18 protein-coding genes and 1 tRNA gene are annotated in these 16,122 nt (G+C 65.6%); 11 read left to right on the top strand and 8 right to left on the bottom strand.

Going from position 1 to position 16,122, the window contains the following annotated elements; genetic code table 11:
* The 10 genes from D3872_RS25525 to D3872_RS03180 all read left to right on the top strand — a co-directional run.
* Positions 1–1,045, top strand: a 1,045-nt coding sequence (locus D3872_RS25525; RefSeq protein ID WP_119809454.1) for a DUF8689 domain-containing protein, incomplete at its 5' end; no start/stop codon positions are given.
* A complete protein-coding gene (cpaB, locus tag D3872_RS03220) occupies positions 1,045–1,914 on the top strand; it encodes a Flp pilus assembly protein CpaB (protein ID WP_119809453.1) in 870 nt (289 codons plus the stop codon). The genes D3872_RS25525 and cpaB, both read left to right, overlap by 1 nt.
* 57 nt (positions 1,915–1,971) lie before the next feature.
* Entirely contained in the window at positions 1,972–3,477 is a 1,506-nt protein-coding gene (locus tag D3872_RS03215; protein ID WP_119809452.1) for a type II and III secretion system protein family protein, read from the top strand.
* Positions 3,478–3,485: 8 nt separating this feature from the next.
* Entirely contained in the window at positions 3,486–3,770 is a 285-nt protein-coding gene (locus D3872_RS03210) for a hypothetical protein (protein ID WP_119809451.1), read from the top strand.
* Between the two features lie 50 nt (positions 3,771–3,820).
* Positions 3,821–4,999 carry a CpaE/TadZ family protein gene (locus D3872_RS03205; protein WP_119809450.1) on the top strand — a complete coding sequence of 393 codons (1,179 nt, stop codon included), beginning with the start codon at positions 3,821–3,823 and terminating at the stop codon, positions 4,997–4,999.
* Positions 5,000–5,016: 17 nt separating this feature from the next.
* Positions 5,017–6,366, top strand: a complete 1,350-nt coding sequence (locus D3872_RS03200) for a TadA family conjugal transfer-associated ATPase (protein WP_119809449.1) — start codon at positions 5,017–5,019, stop codon at positions 6,364–6,366.
* A gap of 15 nt (positions 6,367–6,381) precedes the next feature.
* On the top strand, positions 6,382–7,359 hold the full coding sequence (locus D3872_RS03195) for a type II secretion system F family protein (protein ID WP_119809448.1): 978 nt from the start codon (positions 6,382–6,384) through the stop codon (positions 7,357–7,359).
* A gap of 15 nt (positions 7,360–7,374) precedes the next feature.
* A complete protein-coding gene (locus tag D3872_RS03190) occupies positions 7,375–8,316 on the top strand; it encodes a type II secretion system F family protein (protein WP_119809447.1) in 942 nt (313 codons plus the stop codon).
* Positions 8,317–8,334: 18 nt separating this feature from the next.
* Positions 8,335–9,450 (top strand): LytR C-terminal domain-containing protein, encoded by a 1,116-nt coding sequence (locus tag D3872_RS03185; RefSeq protein ID WP_182915659.1) that lies wholly within the window; start codon positions 8,335–8,337, stop codon positions 9,448–9,450.
* 8 nt (positions 9,451–9,458) lie between these two features.
* Positions 9,459–9,767 (top strand): BON domain-containing protein, encoded by a 309-nt coding sequence (locus D3872_RS03180; protein WP_182915658.1) that lies wholly within the window; start codon positions 9,459–9,461, stop codon positions 9,765–9,767.
* Positions 9,768–9,833: 66 nt separating this feature from the next.
* Here the strand turns inward: D3872_RS03180 and D3872_RS03175 are convergent, their stop codons facing one another.
* Both D3872_RS03175 and D3872_RS03170 read right to left on the bottom strand, forming a co-directional pair.
* Complete coding sequence (locus D3872_RS03175; RefSeq protein ID WP_119809444.1) at positions 9,834–10,601, bottom strand: GIN domain-containing protein; 768 nt, start codon at positions 10,599–10,601, stop codon at positions 9,834–9,836.
* 37 nt (positions 10,602–10,638) lie between these two features.
* Positions 10,639–10,842, bottom strand: a complete 204-nt coding sequence (locus D3872_RS03170; RefSeq protein ID WP_119809443.1) for a hypothetical protein — start codon at positions 10,840–10,842, stop codon at positions 10,639–10,641.
* Between the two features lie 425 nt (positions 10,843–11,267).
* Between D3872_RS03170 and D3872_RS03165 the strand changes: the two genes are divergently transcribed.
* Positions 11,268–12,260, top strand: coding sequence for an OmpA family protein (locus D3872_RS03165; protein ID WP_119809442.1), 993 nt, complete (start codon positions 11,268–11,270; stop codon positions 12,258–12,260).
* 78 nt (positions 12,261–12,338) lie between these two features.
* Here the strand turns inward: D3872_RS03165 and D3872_RS03160 are convergent.
* From D3872_RS03160 to D3872_RS03135, 6 genes are all read right to left on the bottom strand, one after another.
* Positions 12,339–12,414 (bottom strand) — tRNA-Thr (locus D3872_RS03160).
* A 28-nt stretch (positions 12,415–12,442) separates the two neighbouring features.
* Positions 12,443–12,934: a ClpXP protease specificity-enhancing factor gene (locus D3872_RS03155; RefSeq protein WP_119809441.1), complete on the bottom strand. Its 492-nt coding sequence runs from the start codon at positions 12,932–12,934 to the stop codon at positions 12,443–12,445.
* Positions 12,935–13,026: 92 nt separating this feature from the next.
* Entirely contained in the window at positions 13,027–13,638 is a 612-nt protein-coding gene (locus tag D3872_RS03150) for a glutathione S-transferase N-terminal domain-containing protein (protein ID WP_119809440.1), read from the bottom strand.
* Between the two features lie 90 nt (positions 13,639–13,728).
* Positions 13,729–14,490: a cytochrome c1 gene (locus D3872_RS03145; RefSeq protein ID WP_119809439.1), complete on the bottom strand. Its 762-nt coding sequence runs from the start codon at positions 14,488–14,490 to the stop codon at positions 13,729–13,731.
* A gap of 33 nt (positions 14,491–14,523) precedes the next feature.
* Positions 14,524–15,936, bottom strand: a complete 1,413-nt coding sequence (locus D3872_RS03140) for a cytochrome b (protein ID WP_119809438.1) — start codon at positions 15,934–15,936, stop codon at positions 14,524–14,526.
* Positions 15,936–16,122 (bottom strand): Rieske 2Fe-2S domain-containing protein (locus D3872_RS03135; RefSeq protein ID WP_147373776.1); only part of this gene is annotated, 187 nt, incomplete at its 5' end. The genes D3872_RS03135 and D3872_RS03140, both read right to left, overlap by 1 nt.

Here is a 16,122-nt window from a genome sequence, read left to right as displayed (position 1 = left end):
GCGCGCGCGGCAGCCGGTCCGCGCGGCACTGGCGCCGGTCGCCCGCGGCGCGCAATGCGGCCTGCGCCGAATCGGCGCCGCCGAGCTGGCTGCCGCCTTTGCCGACGATCATCTCGACCCGGCTGTCTGCGACATGCTGGGCGCCGCGCTGCAGTCGAGCCGTTCGCTGCTGCTGTACGGACCGTCCGGCAGCGGCAAGAGCACGCTGGCGCGCAAGCTGGGCCAGCTGCAGCAGGGCCTGGTCGCGGTCCCGCACGCGCTGCTGGTCGACCAGCAGATCATCCAGTTGCACGACCCGCTGGTGCACCTGGCGCCGGGACGGGCCGCGCGCCAGGGCGAAAACCAGCGCAGCGTCGACACCCGCTGGGCACTGTGCCAGCGTCCGGTGGTCCAGGTTGGCGCCGAGCTGAACCAGCAGATGCTGGACCTGCGGCTGGACGCCGCCAACGGCGTCTACCAGGCGCCGCCGCACTTCATGGCCAACGGCGGCATGCTGGTGGTCGACGACCTCGGCCGCCAGCGGGTGGCCCCCGGCGACCTGCTGAACCGCTTGAACGCGCCGCTCGAAGCCGGCGCCGACCAGCTTACCGTCGAGGGCGGCCACAAGATCGGCGTGCCCTTCGATGCCACCCTGGTGTTCGTCACCAACTTCGCGCCGCAAGGCCTGCTGGACGAGGCGTCGATGCGGCGCATCGGCTACAAGATCCATGTCGGCGCGCTGTCCGAGCTTCACTACCGCGCCTTGTTCCGCCACCAGTGCCACCTGCTGCGCATCAACGGCGACGAGGCGGTGCTCGACCACCTGGTGGCGCGCCTGCACGGTCACGGCGGACGCCCGCTGCTGGCCAGCTATCCGCGCGAACTGCTGGCGCGCATCTGCGACTTCGCCGGCTTTTCCGGCATCGCGCCGCGGCTGACCGTCGCCGCGCTGGAACAGGCCTGGATCAGCATGTTCGCCGGCTGCACCAGCGGCTACGCGGCGCCGTCCCTGCCATCCGCACCCTTCCACTTCAACGGCTCCGATCCCTTGCTCGAGAGAATCTGATGAAAAACAAGCGCGCGCTCCTGATGATGGCGGTGGCGGTCCTGTTCGGGATCGGCGCCGTGGTGCTGGCTTCGCTGTGGCTGGCCAAACAGTCTGCCAGCAGCGTGCGGCGCGTGGTGGTGGCGGTGGCCGACGTCGGCCGTGGCCAGAAGCTGCAGCCGGAAATGCTCAAGCTGGAAGAAATCTCGGCCGCCAACCTGCCGAAGGACGCCTTCAGCGACTTCTCCAGGCTGGCCGACCGCGTGCTCAAGAACAACGTGCTGCGCGGCGAGGTGCTGAGCGAGTCCAAGCTGGCGCCGGCCGGCACCGTCGGCGGGCTGTCCGCCCTGATCACCGAGGGCAAGCGTGCGATCACGGTGCGCGTCAACGACGTGATCGGCGTGGCCGGCTTCGCGCTGCCCGGCAACTACGTCGACGTCATCGTCCATCTCGAGCGCGAACCGGCCGAGTCGGAGAAGACGGTGCGCGGCGCGCTGCACGTGTCGAAGATCGTGCTCGAACGCATCCTGGTGCTGGCGGTCGCCCAGGAAGTGGGCCGCGACGACACCAAGCCGCGCGTGGTCAATGCCGTGACGCTGGAAGTGACGCCTGGCCAGGCCGAGCACCTCGACCTGGCGCGCAGCGTCGGCACCCTGTCGCTGGCCTTGCGCAACCAGATCGATCCGAAATCCCCCGCCACCCCCGGCGCCACCAAGCGCACCCTGCTCGACGACCTGGTGCCGGCCGCGGTGCTGGCGCAGGCCGCGCCCGAGCCGGCCAGGCGGCCGGCCCCGCCGCCGAAAGCCAGGGCGCTCAAGGTGGCCGCGCCGGCCAGGCGCGAGTGCGTCAGCGTGATCGGCGGCGGCCGCAGTTCGCAGGAGTGCTTCTGACGCCGGGGCAGGGCGCGACGGAGTTTCCTTACGCATGACTTTCAACGGGTGGGCGACATGGACAAAGGCATCGGGCAGGACTTCAGGTGCGCAAGGCGGCTGGGCGTAGCCGCCGTGATGCTGGCGCTGGCTGGCACGGCGGCCGCGCAAAAGGCCGCCGCCAAACCACAGGCCTCGCGCGCCGACAGCGGGCCACGCTGCAGCGGCGAGGCGGCGCGTCCCGGCAGCATGGCGCTGCAGGTCGGCAAATCGAGCCTGATGCGCCTGCCGGAGCCGGCCCAGCACCGCAGTATCGGCAACCCGGACGTGGTGCAGTCGATGCTGGTGTCGCAGGACACGCTGTACCTGGTCGGGGTCGACATCGGCTCCACCAACATGATCATCCAGGGCAGGAGCGGCGCCTGCAGCGTGGTCGACATCACGGTGTCGATGGACCCGGCGGCGTTGCAGGCCACCCTCGCCAGCGTGATGCCCGAGGAGAAAAACATCCGTGTCCAGGCTGCTGCCGACACGCTGGTGCTGACCGGCGACGTGGCCGACGGCGGCGCCGTGGCGCGCGCCAACGAGCTGGCCAACGCCTTCGTGCGACGTACGCTGCGTCCGCTGGCCCAGAAAAGCGACGACAAGGACGCCCAGTCCAGCCCGGCTGGCGGCGGCACCGGCGGCGGCGTACGCGTGGTTAACATGCTGATGGTCAGCGCACCCCAGCAGGTGATGCTGGAGGTGAAGATCGCCGAAGTGTCCAAGACCCTGCTCGAACGCCTCGAAGCGGGCACCACCCTCAAGTTAAGCTCCGGCAGCTGGGCCACGACCTTGCTGTCGAACTTCCTGACCGGCACCGCGCGCGGCCTGCTCGACGCGCGCAAGACCAACGGCAACCAGCTGACCCTGGAAGCGGACAAGCAGGACGGGCTGGTGCGCATCCTGGCCGAACCGACCGTGATGGCGATCAGCGGCCAGGAAGGCAATTTCCTCGCCGGCGGCAAGATCTACGTCCCGGTCGCGCAGGACAACAACCGGGTCACGCTGGAAGAAAAGGAATTCGGCGTCGGCCTGCGCTTCACGCCCACCGTGCTGTCGGGCGGGCGCATCAACTTGCGGGTGGCGCCGGAAGTGTCCGAGATCTCGCGCGAAGGCATCGGCGTCAGCGCGGCCGGCTTCACCGGCAGCTCGATCCTGCCGCTGATCACCACCCGCCGCGCCAGCACCACCGTCCAGCTGTACGACGGCCAGAGCTTCGCCATCGGTGGCCTGATCAAGAACAACCTGGTCAACAACCTGAAGGGCCTGCCGGTGCTGGGCGAAGTGCCGATCCTCGGCGCGCTGTTCCGCAGCACCGACTACCAGCAGGACCGCACTGAACTGGTGTTCGTCGTCACGGCGCACCTGGTCAAGCCGCTGCCCCCCGATTTCACGCTGCCGACCGACAAGCTGGCGCCGGCCAGCCGCAGCGAATTCCTGCTGGGCGGGAAAATGGAAAGCAAGGCGGCGCCCGAGGCGCGCATCCAGCCGCTGGCGGCCGCTTCATCGGCGGATGCGGCGCGCGGCTTCGAACTCAAATAGGAGGCAGCATGGACACCCGATTCTGCAGCACTTCGCGCCGCCTCCTGCTGCTGGCGCTCGCGGCGGGCGTGGCCGGCTGCGCCGAAACGACGCCGCGCTGGGACCTCGGCTTCGGCACCACGGTGCGCAGCGCCTTCGCCGCCCAGGTGATCAACCCGGCGGCGGCGCGTAACGTCAATCCGGCGGCCGGCGTCGACGGCCATGCGGCGCGCGCCGCGCACGAACGCTACGAGCGCGCCAACACCCAGCCGCAGTCCGAGCCCGCGTCCCTGATGAACAACGGCGGGCGATAGCAGCGCACCTGCCGGATAGTCCGGCGGCCGAATCATTGCAGAGGAGTGAAATGAAAGCGTTAATCATCACCCGCGACAGCGAACTGCACGTGGAAATCGCGTCCCAGGGCACCGCGCGCGTGCCGCCGGTGAACCTCGCCGCCAGCCGCGCCAGCCTGCGCGAAGCGCTCGACCGCCTGATGCCGGACAATCCGGGCGTGGTGATCATCGACGCCACCCATCCCGAAATCCAGGACGGCGACCTGCTCGAGCGGCTTGCCAAGCACTACCACAGCTCCTGCTTCATGCTGCTGATGCGCGAGCACCAGCAAGAGTTCCTGATCCGCGCGATGCGCGCCGGCGTGCGCGAAGTGCTGCAGCTGCCGCTGGTGCACCGCGCCTTCCATGAGGCGATGGACCGGGTGGCGGCGACGGTCGGCGTGACCGAAATGCGCGACGGGAAGGTGCTGGCCTTCATCTCGTGCAAGGGCGGCAGCGGCGCCACCTTCATCTCCACCAACTTCGGCTACGCGCTGGCCACCCTGGCCGACAAGAAAGTGCTGCTGATCGACCTGCACGGCCAGTTCGGCGACGCCACGCTGTACGTGTCGGACCAGAAGCCGGCGATGACCGTGTCCGACGTGTGCGGCCAGATCGCGCGCATCGACGGCGCCTTCCTCGACTCCTGCCTGGTGCACGTGACGCCCGGCTTCGGCATCCTGGCCGCGGCCGACGACCCGAGCCACGCGATCGACCTCAAGCCCGAGCACATGGACACGATCCTGCGTGTCGCGCGCCAGCATTACGACTACATCGTGCTCGACGTCGGCCGCCAGATCGACGCGATCTCGCTGCGCGCGCTCGACAACGCCGACGGCATCTACCCGGTGCTGCAGCTGGCGCTGCCCGACATCCGCGACGGCCGCCGCCTGCTCGACATCTTCCGCTCGCTCGGCTACCCGGTCGAGCAGACCCGCCTGATCGTCAACCGCTACGAGAAGGGCGGCAAGCTGCGCCTGCAGGACCTGCAGAACGCGCTGGGCGCCGACGTGATGCACACGGTGCCGAACGATTACATCGCCGCCACCGACTCGGTCAACCAGGGCGTGCCGGTGCTGGAGCTGTCTCGCTCGAGCGCGGTGGCGCGCAGCCTGGCCGACCTGGTCGAGATCATCACCGCACGGCGCGCTCCCGAAAGCAGCAAGGGCCTGTTCGACCGCCTGTTCGGCCGCACCGATGCGGACCTGTGATGACACCGGAGAATGCCATGAGCCTGCGCGAACGTCTGTCTTCACCGGACGACGCGAGGGCGGCCGCCGCGGCGCTCGGCGCGGAACCGGCCAACCAGGCCTACCAGGAACTGAAGAAGACGATGCACCAGATGATCCTCGACAGGATCGACCTGGAGCGCCTGAAGCGCCTGACCACCGAACAGTTCAAGCACGAGCTGGCGCTGCTGATCCAGCGCATCATCGAAGAGGAGCGCATCGTCCTGAACCAGAACGAGCGCCACAACCTGGTGCTTGACATCCAGCACGAGATGCTCGGCTTCGGCCCGCTCGAGCCGCTGCTGAACGACAGCACGGTGTCGGACATTCTGGTCAACACCCATTCCAAGGTCTATGTCGAACGGCACGGCAAGCTGGAACTGACCGACATCACCTTCCACGACAGCGCCCACCTGATGAAGATCATCGAGAAGATCGTCTCGCGCGTGGGCCGCCGCGTAGACGAATCGAGTCCGATGGTCGATGCCCGCCTGCCGGACGGCTCGCGCATCAACGCGATCATCCCGCCGCTGGCGGTGGACGGCCCGATCCTGTCGATCCGGCGTTTTTCGGCCAGGCCGCTGACGGTACAGAACCTGCTCGACTTCAAGAGCATGACGCCGCCCATCGTGCAGGTGCTCGAAGCGCTGGGCCGGGCCAAGATCAACATCCTGATCTCGGGCGGCACCGGCAGCGGCAAGACCACGCTGCTGAACCTGATCTCCGGCTTCATCCCGGCCAACGAGCGCATCGTGACGATCGAGGATGCGGCCGAACTGCAGCTGCGCCAGCCGCACGTGGTGCGACTGGAGACGCGTCCGCCCAACATCGAGGGCAAGGGCGAGGTGACCCAGCGCGCATTGGTGCGCAACGCGCTGCGGATGCGGCCCGACCGCATCATCCTGGGCGAGGTGCGCGGCGCGGAAGCACTCGACATGCTGCAGGCGATGAACACCGGCCACGAAGGCTCGCTGGCGACAATCCACTCGAACGCACCGCGCGACGCATTGTCGCGGCTGGAGAACATGGTCGGCATGGCGGGCGTGGCCCTAACCCCGCGCGCGGTGCGCCAGCAGATATGTTCGGCGGTGACGGTGGTGTTGCAGGTGACGCGGCTGACCGACGGCGCGCGCAAGCTGGTCAGCATGCAGGAGGTCACCGGCATGGAGGGCGAGGTGCTGGCGATGCAGGAGATCTACCGCTTCGAGCAGACCGGCGTGGCGGCCGACGGCAAGGTGCTGGGCCAGTTCCGCGCCACCGGCGTGCGTCCGCGCTTCGCCGAACGGCTGCGCATGTTCGGCGCTCCGGTGCCCGATACTGCCTTCGACCCATCCAGGGTGTACGAATAACCGCCCGGAGGCGTAATGGACGCAATCTTCTACGGCTTCTCGATACTGCTGTTCGCGGCGGTGATCCTGCTGGTCGAAGGCGCTTACATCTGGTGGAACAACACCCACGGCGGCGAAGCCAGGCGCATTGCGCGGCGCCTGCACCTGATGTCGGGCGGGGCCGAGGGCGCGGCGGCCCAGATGTCGATCCTGAAGCAGCGCCGCTACAGCAAGAGCGACGCGCTCGACGCGCTGCTGCACAAGGTGAAGGCGGCGCACGCGATAGACCGCCTGCTGCTGCAGGCCGGCGTCACGTGGACGGTGGCGCAGTTCCTGTTCTGGAGCGGCGCGCTGATGATGCTTGGACTGGTGCTGGTGCAGGCCTGGGCGGCGCCGCTGCTGGCCCGGTGCGTGATCGCCGGCGTGCTGGCTGCGATTCCGTGCTTCCTGCTGCTGCGCGCCCGCAAGATGCGCATGCAGAAGGTCGAGGAGCAGCTTCCCGAAGCTTCCGACTTCATCGCGCGCGCGCTGCGCTCGGGCCACTCGTTCACCAACGTGCTGCAGATGGTGGGTGCCGAACTTCCCGAGCCGCTGGCCGGCGAATTTCGCACCGCGCACCAGGAGATCAATTACGGCGTGCCGCTCAATGAAGCGCTGCACAACCTGGCCGACCGCATTCCGCTGACTGACCTGCGCTACCTGGTGATCGCGGTGCTGATCCAGCGCGAATCGGGCGGCAACCTGGCCGAGATCCTGGGGAACATCAGCCACATCATCCGCGAGCGCCTGAAGCTAATCGCCCAGGTGCGCGTGCTGTCGGCGGAAGGGCGCATGTCGGCCTTGGTGCTCGGGCTGCTGCCTTTCGCGGTGATCGTCGTCATGTCGGTCCTGAACCCGCGCTACATCAGCACCCTGTGGACCGACCCGATGGGCATCCAGCTGCTCTGGTACGGCGCCGGCATGATCTTCGTGGGCGTGCTCTGGCTGCGACGCCTGATCCACATCCGCGTATAAGAGGGGACTACCGCCATGACCGGCCCGCAAATCATCTTCCTGCTGATCGTGTTCGGTATCGTCTGCGGCCTTGCGCTGCTGGCGATGGTGATCTTCGCGCCGGGCACCATGCGCCAGCGCCTCAACAACTTCCTCGGCAAGGCCGAACCGACGGCGCTGGAAACCGGCGGCTGGGTCGAGAAGGCCGCCAAGGTCGCGCAGCCGTTCTCCAGGCTCGCGCTGCCGGACGAAGGCTGGGAGAAGTCCGGCCTGCGCACCCGCTTCATGAACGCCGGCTGGCGCAATCCGGCCGCCGCCACGCTCTACTTCGCGGCGAAATCCTGCCTGGCGCTGCTGGCGCCGGGCGTCGTGGCGCTGATGCTGACCTTGTCCGCCACCCCGGTCGGCGGGCGCCGCCTGCTGATGCTGCTGCTCGCCGTCGCTGCCCTGGGCTACTACCTGCCGAACCTGATCCTGCGGCGCATCGCGGCGCGGCGCCAGCGCGAGATCTTCGAAACCATCCCCGACGCGCTCGACCTGCTGACCGTGTGCGTGGAGGCGGGCTTGAGCCTCGAGCGCGCGCTGATCAAGGTGGCCGGCGAGATCCACATCAAGAGCGTCACGCTGGCGCAGGAACTGCAGCTGGTGCTGATGGAGATGCGCGCCGGCTTCACCAAGGAAAAGGCGCTGCGCAATTTCGCCTTGCGCAGCGGAGTCGAGGACGTCGATGCCCTGGTCGCGATGCTGATCCAGTCGGAACGCTTCGGCACCAGCATGGGCGAGTCGCTGCGGGTCCACTCCGACAACCTGCGCACCAAGCGCCGCCTGGCCGCGGAGGAAGCGGCGGCCAAGATCGGCCTGAAGCTCCTGTTCCCGCTGATCTTCTTCATCTTCCCGACCCTGCTGATGGTGCTGCTCGGGCCAGCCGGCATCCAGATATCCCGCGTGCTGCCTGCGATGACCGGCGCGGCCCAGTGACACCTGATGGAGAACGCCATGAACACAAAGCTGAAGCGCCTCTCGGCCGCATGCACGGGCGCAGTCCTGCTGGCCGCCTGCGCCGGCCTTGGACAGCGCATGGCGCCCGAAGCCAGGCCGGTCCAGGCCGCGGCATCGGCCAATGAATCCTATGTCCTCGGACGCAGCCAGCACATGGCGCGACGCTACGAGGTTGCAGCGGCGTCGTACATGGCCGCGCTGCAGGCCGACGCTCGGCACGTGAATGCGCGTAACGGGCTGGCCACGCTGTACGCGGAGCAGGGCGATTTTTCGAAGGCGATCCCGATCTGGCAGCAACTCACGCGCGAAGCGGAAGCTAACGCGGGCCCGGAGACCGCCTTCCTGTTCAGTAACCTGGGCTATGCGCAGTTCCTGAGCGGCGCCTACGACCAGGCCTTGTCCGCACTTGAGAAGGCCTGCGTGCTCGATCCACTGAACCACCGCGCATGGCGGCGCCTCGGTAGTGCGCTCGACAAGCTGGGCCAGGTTGAACGCGCGCAGCTGATGTACAGGCAGGCCGAGGCGCTGGAGAAGCACGACGTCAAGGCCGACTACGCGCTGGCACAGCAACCGGTACCGGCCGCGATCGGCAAGGCGCTGCAAGCTGCGCCGAGGGCGCACGATGCGTGGGCGGCGACCGAGGTCAGGCAGGTGGCCAGCGGCATGTACGAGCTGCATCGTGTGCCAGCTGCCGCTGTGGCTGCCGTGCAGCCCGCGCCCAGCACGCAGGAGCAGGCCCTGCTCGAGATCCGCAACGGTAACGGCATCACCGGCATGGCGCGCGCGTTGTCGCGCCAGATGGACCGCGACACGGTGCGCGTGGTGCGGCTGTCAAATCAGCGGCCGTTCGATGTCAGGCAGACGCGGGTGGAGTACCAGCCGGCCTTCCGCGAGACGGCCGAGCGCCTCGCCGAGCGCTTCGGCAATGCAACGGTGGTGGAGGTGGCCAACTGCAAGTCGGCCGACATGCGGCTGGTGATCGGGCGCGACATCATTCACCGCGAGTTCGCGCTGCGGCCGGTGGTGCGCGGGCTACTCGCCACGTTTGTGGAAAGTCAAACGCGCCTTGTGCGTGCACGAGACAATGGGGATGACCTCACCCCCACACCCTGAGCATAGCCATGAGCATCGCACAACGTTTCACCACATGCCTTGTCAGCCTGCTGATCCTGGCGCTGATTGCCTGCACGTCGCCCGACAAGCGCCCGGGCGAATACATCGACGACGCCGTCCTCACCGTCAAGGTCAAGTCCGCGCTGATCGCCGACCCCGAGCTGAAGGCAACCGAGATCAACGTGGAAACCTACAAGGGCACCGTGCAGTTGAGCGGCTTCGTGGCCTCGCCCGACCATGTGCAAAAGGCCACGCGGCTGGCGCACGACATCAAGGGCGTACGCGCAGTCAAGAACGTCATCGGCATCAAGAAATAGCAGCGGGCACAAACAAAACAAAGCCACCTTTGCTTGAAGGCGGCTCTCTGCATTTGCGTGCGTGATTTATTTCCAGGACACGCTGCCCATGCCGCGCGCCGTCGCGTTGCGGTTTGGCGGTTGGCCGTAGACTGTGGCCGAACCGAGCCCGCTCAGGCGCAGGTGCGCCGCGTTCTTCGCGTAGACGGTTGCACCGCCGAGTCCGGTCAAGTCGAGGTCCACCGTATCGGACTGCAGGCCTTTCGCGTCCAGGCTGCCGACGCCGCCCATCCTTGCGCGCAGCAGGCGGCTCTGGCCGTTGACGGTGATGCTGCCGGCGCCGCGCATGTTCAGGTCGACCAGTTCGCTGTTGCCGGCGTTGAGCGTCATGCTGCCGACGCCGCCCATGCGCGAGTTGATGTTCTTGAAGTTGCCCGTTACCTTCACCGAGCCTGCGCCGTCCAGGGCCAGTGTGATCTGCTCGCCGGTGAAGCCCGTTACTTCCGTTGCGCCCACGCCTTCCGACGTGAACTCGTTCAGGTTCGGCAGCGTCAGTTCAGCGCGGACCTGGCGCTTCTTGCCTCCGAAGGTCCACGAGCTTGCATCGTTATCGATGCGCAGTGTGTCGCCGTTCAGCGAGGTGGTGACCTTGTCGAGGTGGCGCTGCTCGCCGTACAGCGTCAGCGACGGCGTCGCGCCTTGCTTGACGGTCAGGTCGATCACGCCATCGAGTTTTACCTTGACGATGCGGGCATCGATCGCACGGGTCTCGCTGATCATCTCGTCGGCGATGGCCGACGTTGCAGTGAAGGTGAGGGCTGCTGCAGCGAGCGCGGTGCCAAGGATCTTGTTCATCGTCGTGTTCTCCGTTTCAGTGTTGTCGGTGCGGCGTTTAGTCAGCCAGCTGTGCTTTTTCGGCGGCGGTCAGGCGCTTGCCGACGATGGTCACGACTGGCATGCCGCCATCGCTGACAGCCTTTACTACCGGGGCTGCTTCGATGCGCGGTGCTGGCGATGATGCGGTTGCGAGGGTAGTGACCGAGGCCAGTGCGACTGCGGCGATGAAGATGGCTTCCATGTTTTTTGCGATGTTCATTTTGAGCTCCTGTGTGGGTTTAGTTCGTTGCGTTGAGTGAACTATAGACAGGGGTGCCCCGGTCAACTATCGGATTGCGATGAACTGCGCTTTTTGCGGGATGGAGTGCGTAAAAGCGTGCGGAAGCGATGCGCGCAAGCGCGATTGGCGACATCGCCTGCAACGGCAAAAGGCAGTCCCGGAGCCGGGATCGGTCGAACTGCCGGGCTGGGTCTGGACGGTATATCCGGCGGCGCAAGCGGATCGTTTTGTTCGCCGCGCGCGAGCCGGAGAATTCGCTTGTCGTTACCGATCCACGCACTACTATGAAGAGTCCGCTACTGCCGGACGGCGGCTAGCGCGCGCCAACAAGTTTCCGCATCGCTCCTAAGTTTGGGCGTCAATGGCCCTGGGATACTTTCAACTATCTGGAAGGAGGATCCGTTATGTTTGATGCAATCATCAATGCCCTCGCGCAGCAATTCGGGCTGGGCGACAAGGCCCGGCCGTTCGTCCAGATGTTGCTCGCGAGAATGAGCGACCCTGGCCACGGCGGCTTCGCCGGATTCGTCCAGCGCCTGCGTGGCGGCGGCATGGGCCAGGCCGTCGATGCATGGATGGCTTCGCCGGATACGGCGGCGCCGGTCTCCACCCCCGACCTCGAACGCGCGGTTGGCGACCAGAACCTGGTTTCGGAAATGGCGTCCCGGTTTGGAATCGACCGTTCCAAGGTGACCGCGGCGCTCGGCTTCGCGATTCCGGCGATCGTGTCGCGTTTCGCCACGGGCGGCATGGTGCCGGCCGGCCTGCCGGCCGAGGCCGAGACCTTCATTGGCAACCGTGGGGCGTGGGCGGCCGGCCCTGCGGCGGCGGCGCCGCAGGTGGCCGCAGTGCGCGAGTCCGGAAAGAGCTGGCTGCCGTGGGTTGCGGCGGCGGCGATCGCGCTGCTCACGCTCGGCTACTGCAGCACGCAAAAACGCAGCGAGCCGGTCGAAACGACGCCGGCACCCGTATCCGTGGCGCCTGCTGTACCAGCCCCTGAAGCGCCGCCGGCCGTGGCTCCGGATGTCGTGATGGTCGAGCCGGAAGGCTCCGCCGTTGTCGCCGGTATGGTCACCGGCAGCCCGGCGCTCAAGGTGTACTTCGATTCTGGCAAGACCGAGGTACATACCGAGTTCAAGGAGAAGTCGGCGGCGCTGGTCGAGCACATGAACGCGAACACCGGCGTAAAGGCGGTCATTTCGGGCTTCAACGACCCCACCGGCGATCCGGCCGCCAACGCCAGGCTGTCGAAAGCCCGCGCCGAAGCCGTGCAGCAGAAGTTGGTCGACGCTGGTATCGCGAAGGAACGCACCCTGCTCGAGAAGCCGGCTGAAACGACCGGCACCGCGGCCACCAATGCCGGGTCGCGGCGGGTCGATGTCATGCTGCGCGAGTAGCCGGCGCGGAAGTTACTGCATATGCCCAGAAAGCAAAAAGCCCAGCCGGTGAGGGCTGGGCTAAGTGCTTGATTATACTGGTGCCGGCTGCCGGTTTCGAACTGGCCACCTGATGATTACAAATCAACTGCTCTACCAAATGAGCTAAGCCGGCGAAACTTTTACTCGGCGCAGATTATAGCCTATTTGATCCTGGTCAGGGTCGGGCGGCCGCCTTTTTTGGGCGGCTCGTCATTGCCGTCGGGATTTGGAGACAGCTCGGCCGTGGTCTCCGCAGCGGTCGGCACCGCCGACAGGGCAGGGCTGGCTGCGCCTGCCTCGGCCGGCGCAGGCGCGCCGGTGGCACGGCTGTCGGCCGCGGTGGCGGTCACTTCGAACGCCATGCCCTGGCCGTTCTCGTTGGCGTAGATCGCCAGCACATTCTGCACCGGCACGTAGATCTCGCGCGAGACGCCGCCAAAGCGCGCCTTGAACTGGATAGCCTCGTTGTCCATCTTCAGGCCGGCGGTGGCGCCGTAGCTGATGTTCAGGACGATCTCGCCCTTCTTGACGTACTCCATCGGCACCGTCGTTGCGGCGTCGACCTTGACTGCCAGATAGGGCGTGAAGCCGCTATCGGTACACCATTCGTAGATGGCGCGCAGCATGTAGGGCTTGGTTGAGATTTCAGGCATGTTTGATGTGGGGGAGTGACACTGAAAGCTACACGCCAGTGTACTTCGATTCGCCGCGAGGCGGCGCGAACTGGCGTGTAGCGCTACGGCGATTAACGGCGCATGACCTTTTCGGACGGGGTCAGCGCTTCGATGTAGGCAGGACGCGAGAAGATGCGCTCGGCGTACTTCATCAGCGGCGCCGCGGTCTTCGACAGTTCGATGCCGTAGTGGTCCAGGCGCCACAGCAGCGGCGCGATCGCCACGTCCAGCATCGAGAACTCGTCGCCCAGCATGTACTTGTTCTTCAGGAACAGCGGTGCCAGCGTGGTCAGGCGGTCGCGAATCTCGTTGCGGGCCTTGTCGTGGCTCTTGTCGTTGGCCTTGGCGCGTTCGCTTTCCAGCACGTGCACGTGGACGAACAGCTCTTTCTCGAAGTTGAACAGCATCAGGCGGGCGCGCGCGCGCATCAGCGGGTCGGCCGGCATCAGCTGCGGGTGCGGGAAGCGCTCGTCGATGTACTCGTTGATGATGTTCGATTCGTACAGAATCAGTTCGCGCTCGACCAGGATAGGAACCTGGCCGTACGGGTTCATCGTCGAAATATCTTCCGGCTTGTTGAACAGGTCGACATCGCGCACTTCGAAGTCCATGCCTTTTTCAAACAGGACCAGGCGGCAGCGTTGCGAGAATGGGCAGGTAGTGCCCGAGTAGAGAACCATCATTGTTATAGTTCCTTAGAAACAAAGGGGTGAAACGACGAGCGGCTCACCCCGAAAAATGGTTGCCCGCATTTCTGCGGGCAATGAGACGACTTACTTGACTTCTTTCCAGTACGACTTAGACAGCAGCCAGGCGAACATCGCGAACACGGACATGAAGATCAGCACCCAGACGCCGAGCGCCTTGCGCGTGTTTTGCGCAGGCTCGGCCATCCAGGCCATGTAGGCCACCAGGTCGGCGGTGTTGGTGTCGAAATCGTTCGCGCTCATCGTGCCTGGCGTGAGCTGCTCCCAGCCGGCGAACTTGTGCACGGTCTTGCTTGGATCATGCGGATCTTTCTCATCGACCATCTTGACCGTACGCACGCCTTGCATCTGCCACATGGCGTGCGGCATCGCGACGTTCGGGACAACCAGGTTGTTCCAGCCGGTCGGACGGGTGTCGTCCTTGTAGAAGGTGCGCAGGTAGGTGTACAGGTAGTCGCTGCCGGTGCCGCCTGGCGAGGCCTTGGCGCGTGCGATCACCGACAGGTCCGGCGGAACCACGCCGAACCATGTCTTGGCGTCTTCCGCGCGCAGGGCGGTGGTCATCAGGGCGCCGACCTTGTCCTGCGAGAACAGCAGGTTGGCCTTGATCTGTTCTTCCGTCAGGCCCAGGTCGCGCAGGCGGTTGTAACGCATCGACGACGCCGAGTGGCAGTTCAGGCAGTAGTTGACGAACAGCTTGGCGCCGTTCTGGAGCGAACTCATGCTGGTGCGCTCAGGCGCGCTGTCCAGCGGATGACCGCCCGACGCGGCGAATGCCAGGCCCGGCAGCAGGGCCAGGATAGCGATCAGTTTCTTAGAAAAAATCATGAAAAGTCCTTTGCGCTTTCTGTGATGTTTTTATTAGTGCGGATGGAACGTCACACGATTCGGCACGGTCTTGAACGTGCCCATCGAGCTCCACCATGGCATCAGCAGGAAGAAGCTGAAGTACAGCAGCGTGCAAACTTGCGAGATCAGCGTGAACACGTCGGTCGGCAGCTGGGTACCCAGGTAGCCCAGGATCACGAACGACAGGCCGAACACGATGTACACCCACATGTGCCAGTCAGGACGGTAGCGGATCGACTTCACCGGGGAGTGGTCCAGCCACGGCAGCGCGGCGATGATCATCACCGACGAACCGAACAGCACGACGCCCCAGAACTTCGCATCCAGCACCGCAGGCAGCATGCCGATGATCGCCACCAGCGCCACCACGGCGATGACCGCCTTGGTCTTGAACGACAGGCGCGATTTCAGCCAGATGAACACGACGTAGGCGGCGACGGCAACCATCAGCACGTACATGAAGTCGGCGGTCGTTGCGCGCAGTACCGAGTAGAACGGCGTGAAGTACCAGGTCGGAGCGATGTGCGCCGGGGTCTTCAGCGAGTCGGCCGGGAGGAAGTTGTTGTACTCGAGGAAGTAGCCGCCCATCTCAGGGGCGAAGAACACCACCGCGCTGAAGATCGTCAGGAACACCGCTACGCCGAACAGGTCGTGCACGGTGTAGTAAGGATGCGACGGGATGCCGTCGACCGGATGGCCGTCCGGGCCCAGGTTTTCCTTGATCTCGATGCCGTCAGGATTGTTCGAGCCGACTTCGTGCAGCGCGATCAGGTGGGCGGCAACCAGGCCCAGCAGTACCAGCGGGATCGCGATCACGTGGAAGGCGAAGAAGCGGTTCAGGGTAGCATCGCCCACGACGTAGTCGCCGCGGATCCACAGCGACAGGTCAGGGCCGATCAGCGGAATCGCGCCGAACAGGTTGACGATCACCTGTGCGCCCCAGTACGACATCTGGCCCCAAGGCAGCAGGTAGCCGAAGAAGGCTTCGGCCATCAGCATCAGGAAGATCGCGAAGCCGAACAGCCAGACCAGCTCGCGTGGCTTGCGGTACGAACCGTACAGCAGGCCGCGGGTCATGTGCAGGTAGACGATGATGAAGAACGCCGAAGCGCCGGTCGAGTGCATGTAGCGCACCAGCCAGCCCCATGGAACTTCGCGCATGATGTACTCAACGGAGCCGAACGCCAGGTTGGAGTCAGGCTTGTAGTGCATCGTCAGGAAGATGCCGGTAACGATCTGCAGCACCAGCACCAGCATCGCCAGCGAGCCGAAAATGTACCAGAAGTTGAAGTTTTTAGGAGCGTAGTACTTGCCCCACTGGTCGTTCCAGAGTTTGGTCAGCGGGAAGCGGTCGTCGACCCAGCCCAGCGCCTTTTCGGCTGCCGGTGCATTCGCAGGGAACTTGGTTTCTTTAAACGCGGCCATTATGCGTCGCCTTTCTCATCTTTACCGATGATCAGCCTGCTGTCGCCAACGAACATGTGGCGCGGAACTTCGAGGTTGTCCGGTGCAGGCTTGTTCTTGTATACGCGGCCGGCCAGGTCGAAGGTGGAACCGTGGCATGGGCACAGGAAACCGCCTGCCCAGTCGTCCGGCAGGTTTGGCTGTGCG

It is taken from the genome of Massilia cavernae, assembly GCF_003590855.1.
Taxonomy (GTDB): domain Bacteria; phylum Pseudomonadota; class Gammaproteobacteria; order Burkholderiales; family Burkholderiaceae_D; genus Telluria_A; species Telluria_A cavernae.
Note: the sequence above shows the minus strand (reverse complement) of the source record. Positions and strands in the feature narration are given on the sequence as shown.

Bases quoted from the DNA above. Each gene is read 5' to 3' on its own strand.
- cpaB (WP_119809453.1), top strand. From the start codon at position 1,045: ATGAAAAACAAGCGCGCGCTCCTGATGATGGCGGTGGCGGTCCTGTTC.
- D3872_RS03215 (WP_119809452.1), top strand. From the start codon at position 1,972: ATGGACAAAGGCATCGGGCAGGACTTCAGGTGCGCAAGGCGGCTGGGC.
- D3872_RS03210 (WP_119809451.1), top strand. From the start codon at position 3,486: ATGGACACCCGATTCTGCAGCACTTCGCGCCGCCTCCTGCTGCTGGCG.
- D3872_RS03205 (WP_119809450.1), top strand. From the start codon at position 3,821: ATGAAAGCGTTAATCATCACCCGCGACAGCGAACTGCACGTGGAAATC.
- D3872_RS03200 (WP_119809449.1), top strand. From the start codon at position 5,017: ATGAGCCTGCGCGAACGTCTGTCTTCACCGGACGACGCGAGGGCGGCC.
- D3872_RS03195 (WP_119809448.1), top strand. From the start codon at position 6,382: ATGGACGCAATCTTCTACGGCTTCTCGATACTGCTGTTCGCGGCGGTG.
- D3872_RS03190 (WP_119809447.1), top strand. From the start codon at position 7,375: ATGACCGGCCCGCAAATCATCTTCCTGCTGATCGTGTTCGGTATCGTC.
- D3872_RS03185 (WP_182915659.1), top strand. From the start codon at position 8,335: ATGAACACAAAGCTGAAGCGCCTCTCGGCCGCATGCACGGGCGCAGTC.
- D3872_RS03180 (WP_182915658.1), top strand. From the start codon at position 9,459: ATGAGCATCGCACAACGTTTCACCACATGCCTTGTCAGCCTGCTGATC.
- D3872_RS03175 (WP_119809444.1), bottom strand. From the start codon at position 10,601: ATGAACAAGATCCTTGGCACCGCGCTCGCTGCAGCAGCCCTCACCTTC.
- D3872_RS03170 (WP_119809443.1), bottom strand. From the start codon at position 10,842: ATGAACATCGCAAAAAACATGGAAGCCATCTTCATCGCCGCAGTCGCA.
- D3872_RS03165 (WP_119809442.1), top strand. From the start codon at position 11,268: ATGTTTGATGCAATCATCAATGCCCTCGCGCAGCAATTCGGGCTGGGC.
- D3872_RS03155 (WP_119809441.1), bottom strand. From the start codon at position 12,934: ATGCCTGAAATCTCAACCAAGCCCTACATGCTGCGCGCCATCTACGAA.
- D3872_RS03150 (WP_119809440.1), bottom strand. From the start codon at position 13,638: ATGATGGTTCTCTACTCGGGCACTACCTGCCCATTCTCGCAACGCTGC.
- D3872_RS03145 (WP_119809439.1), bottom strand. From the start codon at position 14,490: ATGATTTTTTCTAAGAAACTGATCGCTATCCTGGCCCTGCTGCCGGGC.
- D3872_RS03140 (WP_119809438.1), bottom strand. From the start codon at position 15,936: ATGGCCGCGTTTAAAGAAACCAAGTTCCCTGCGAATGCACCGGCAGCC.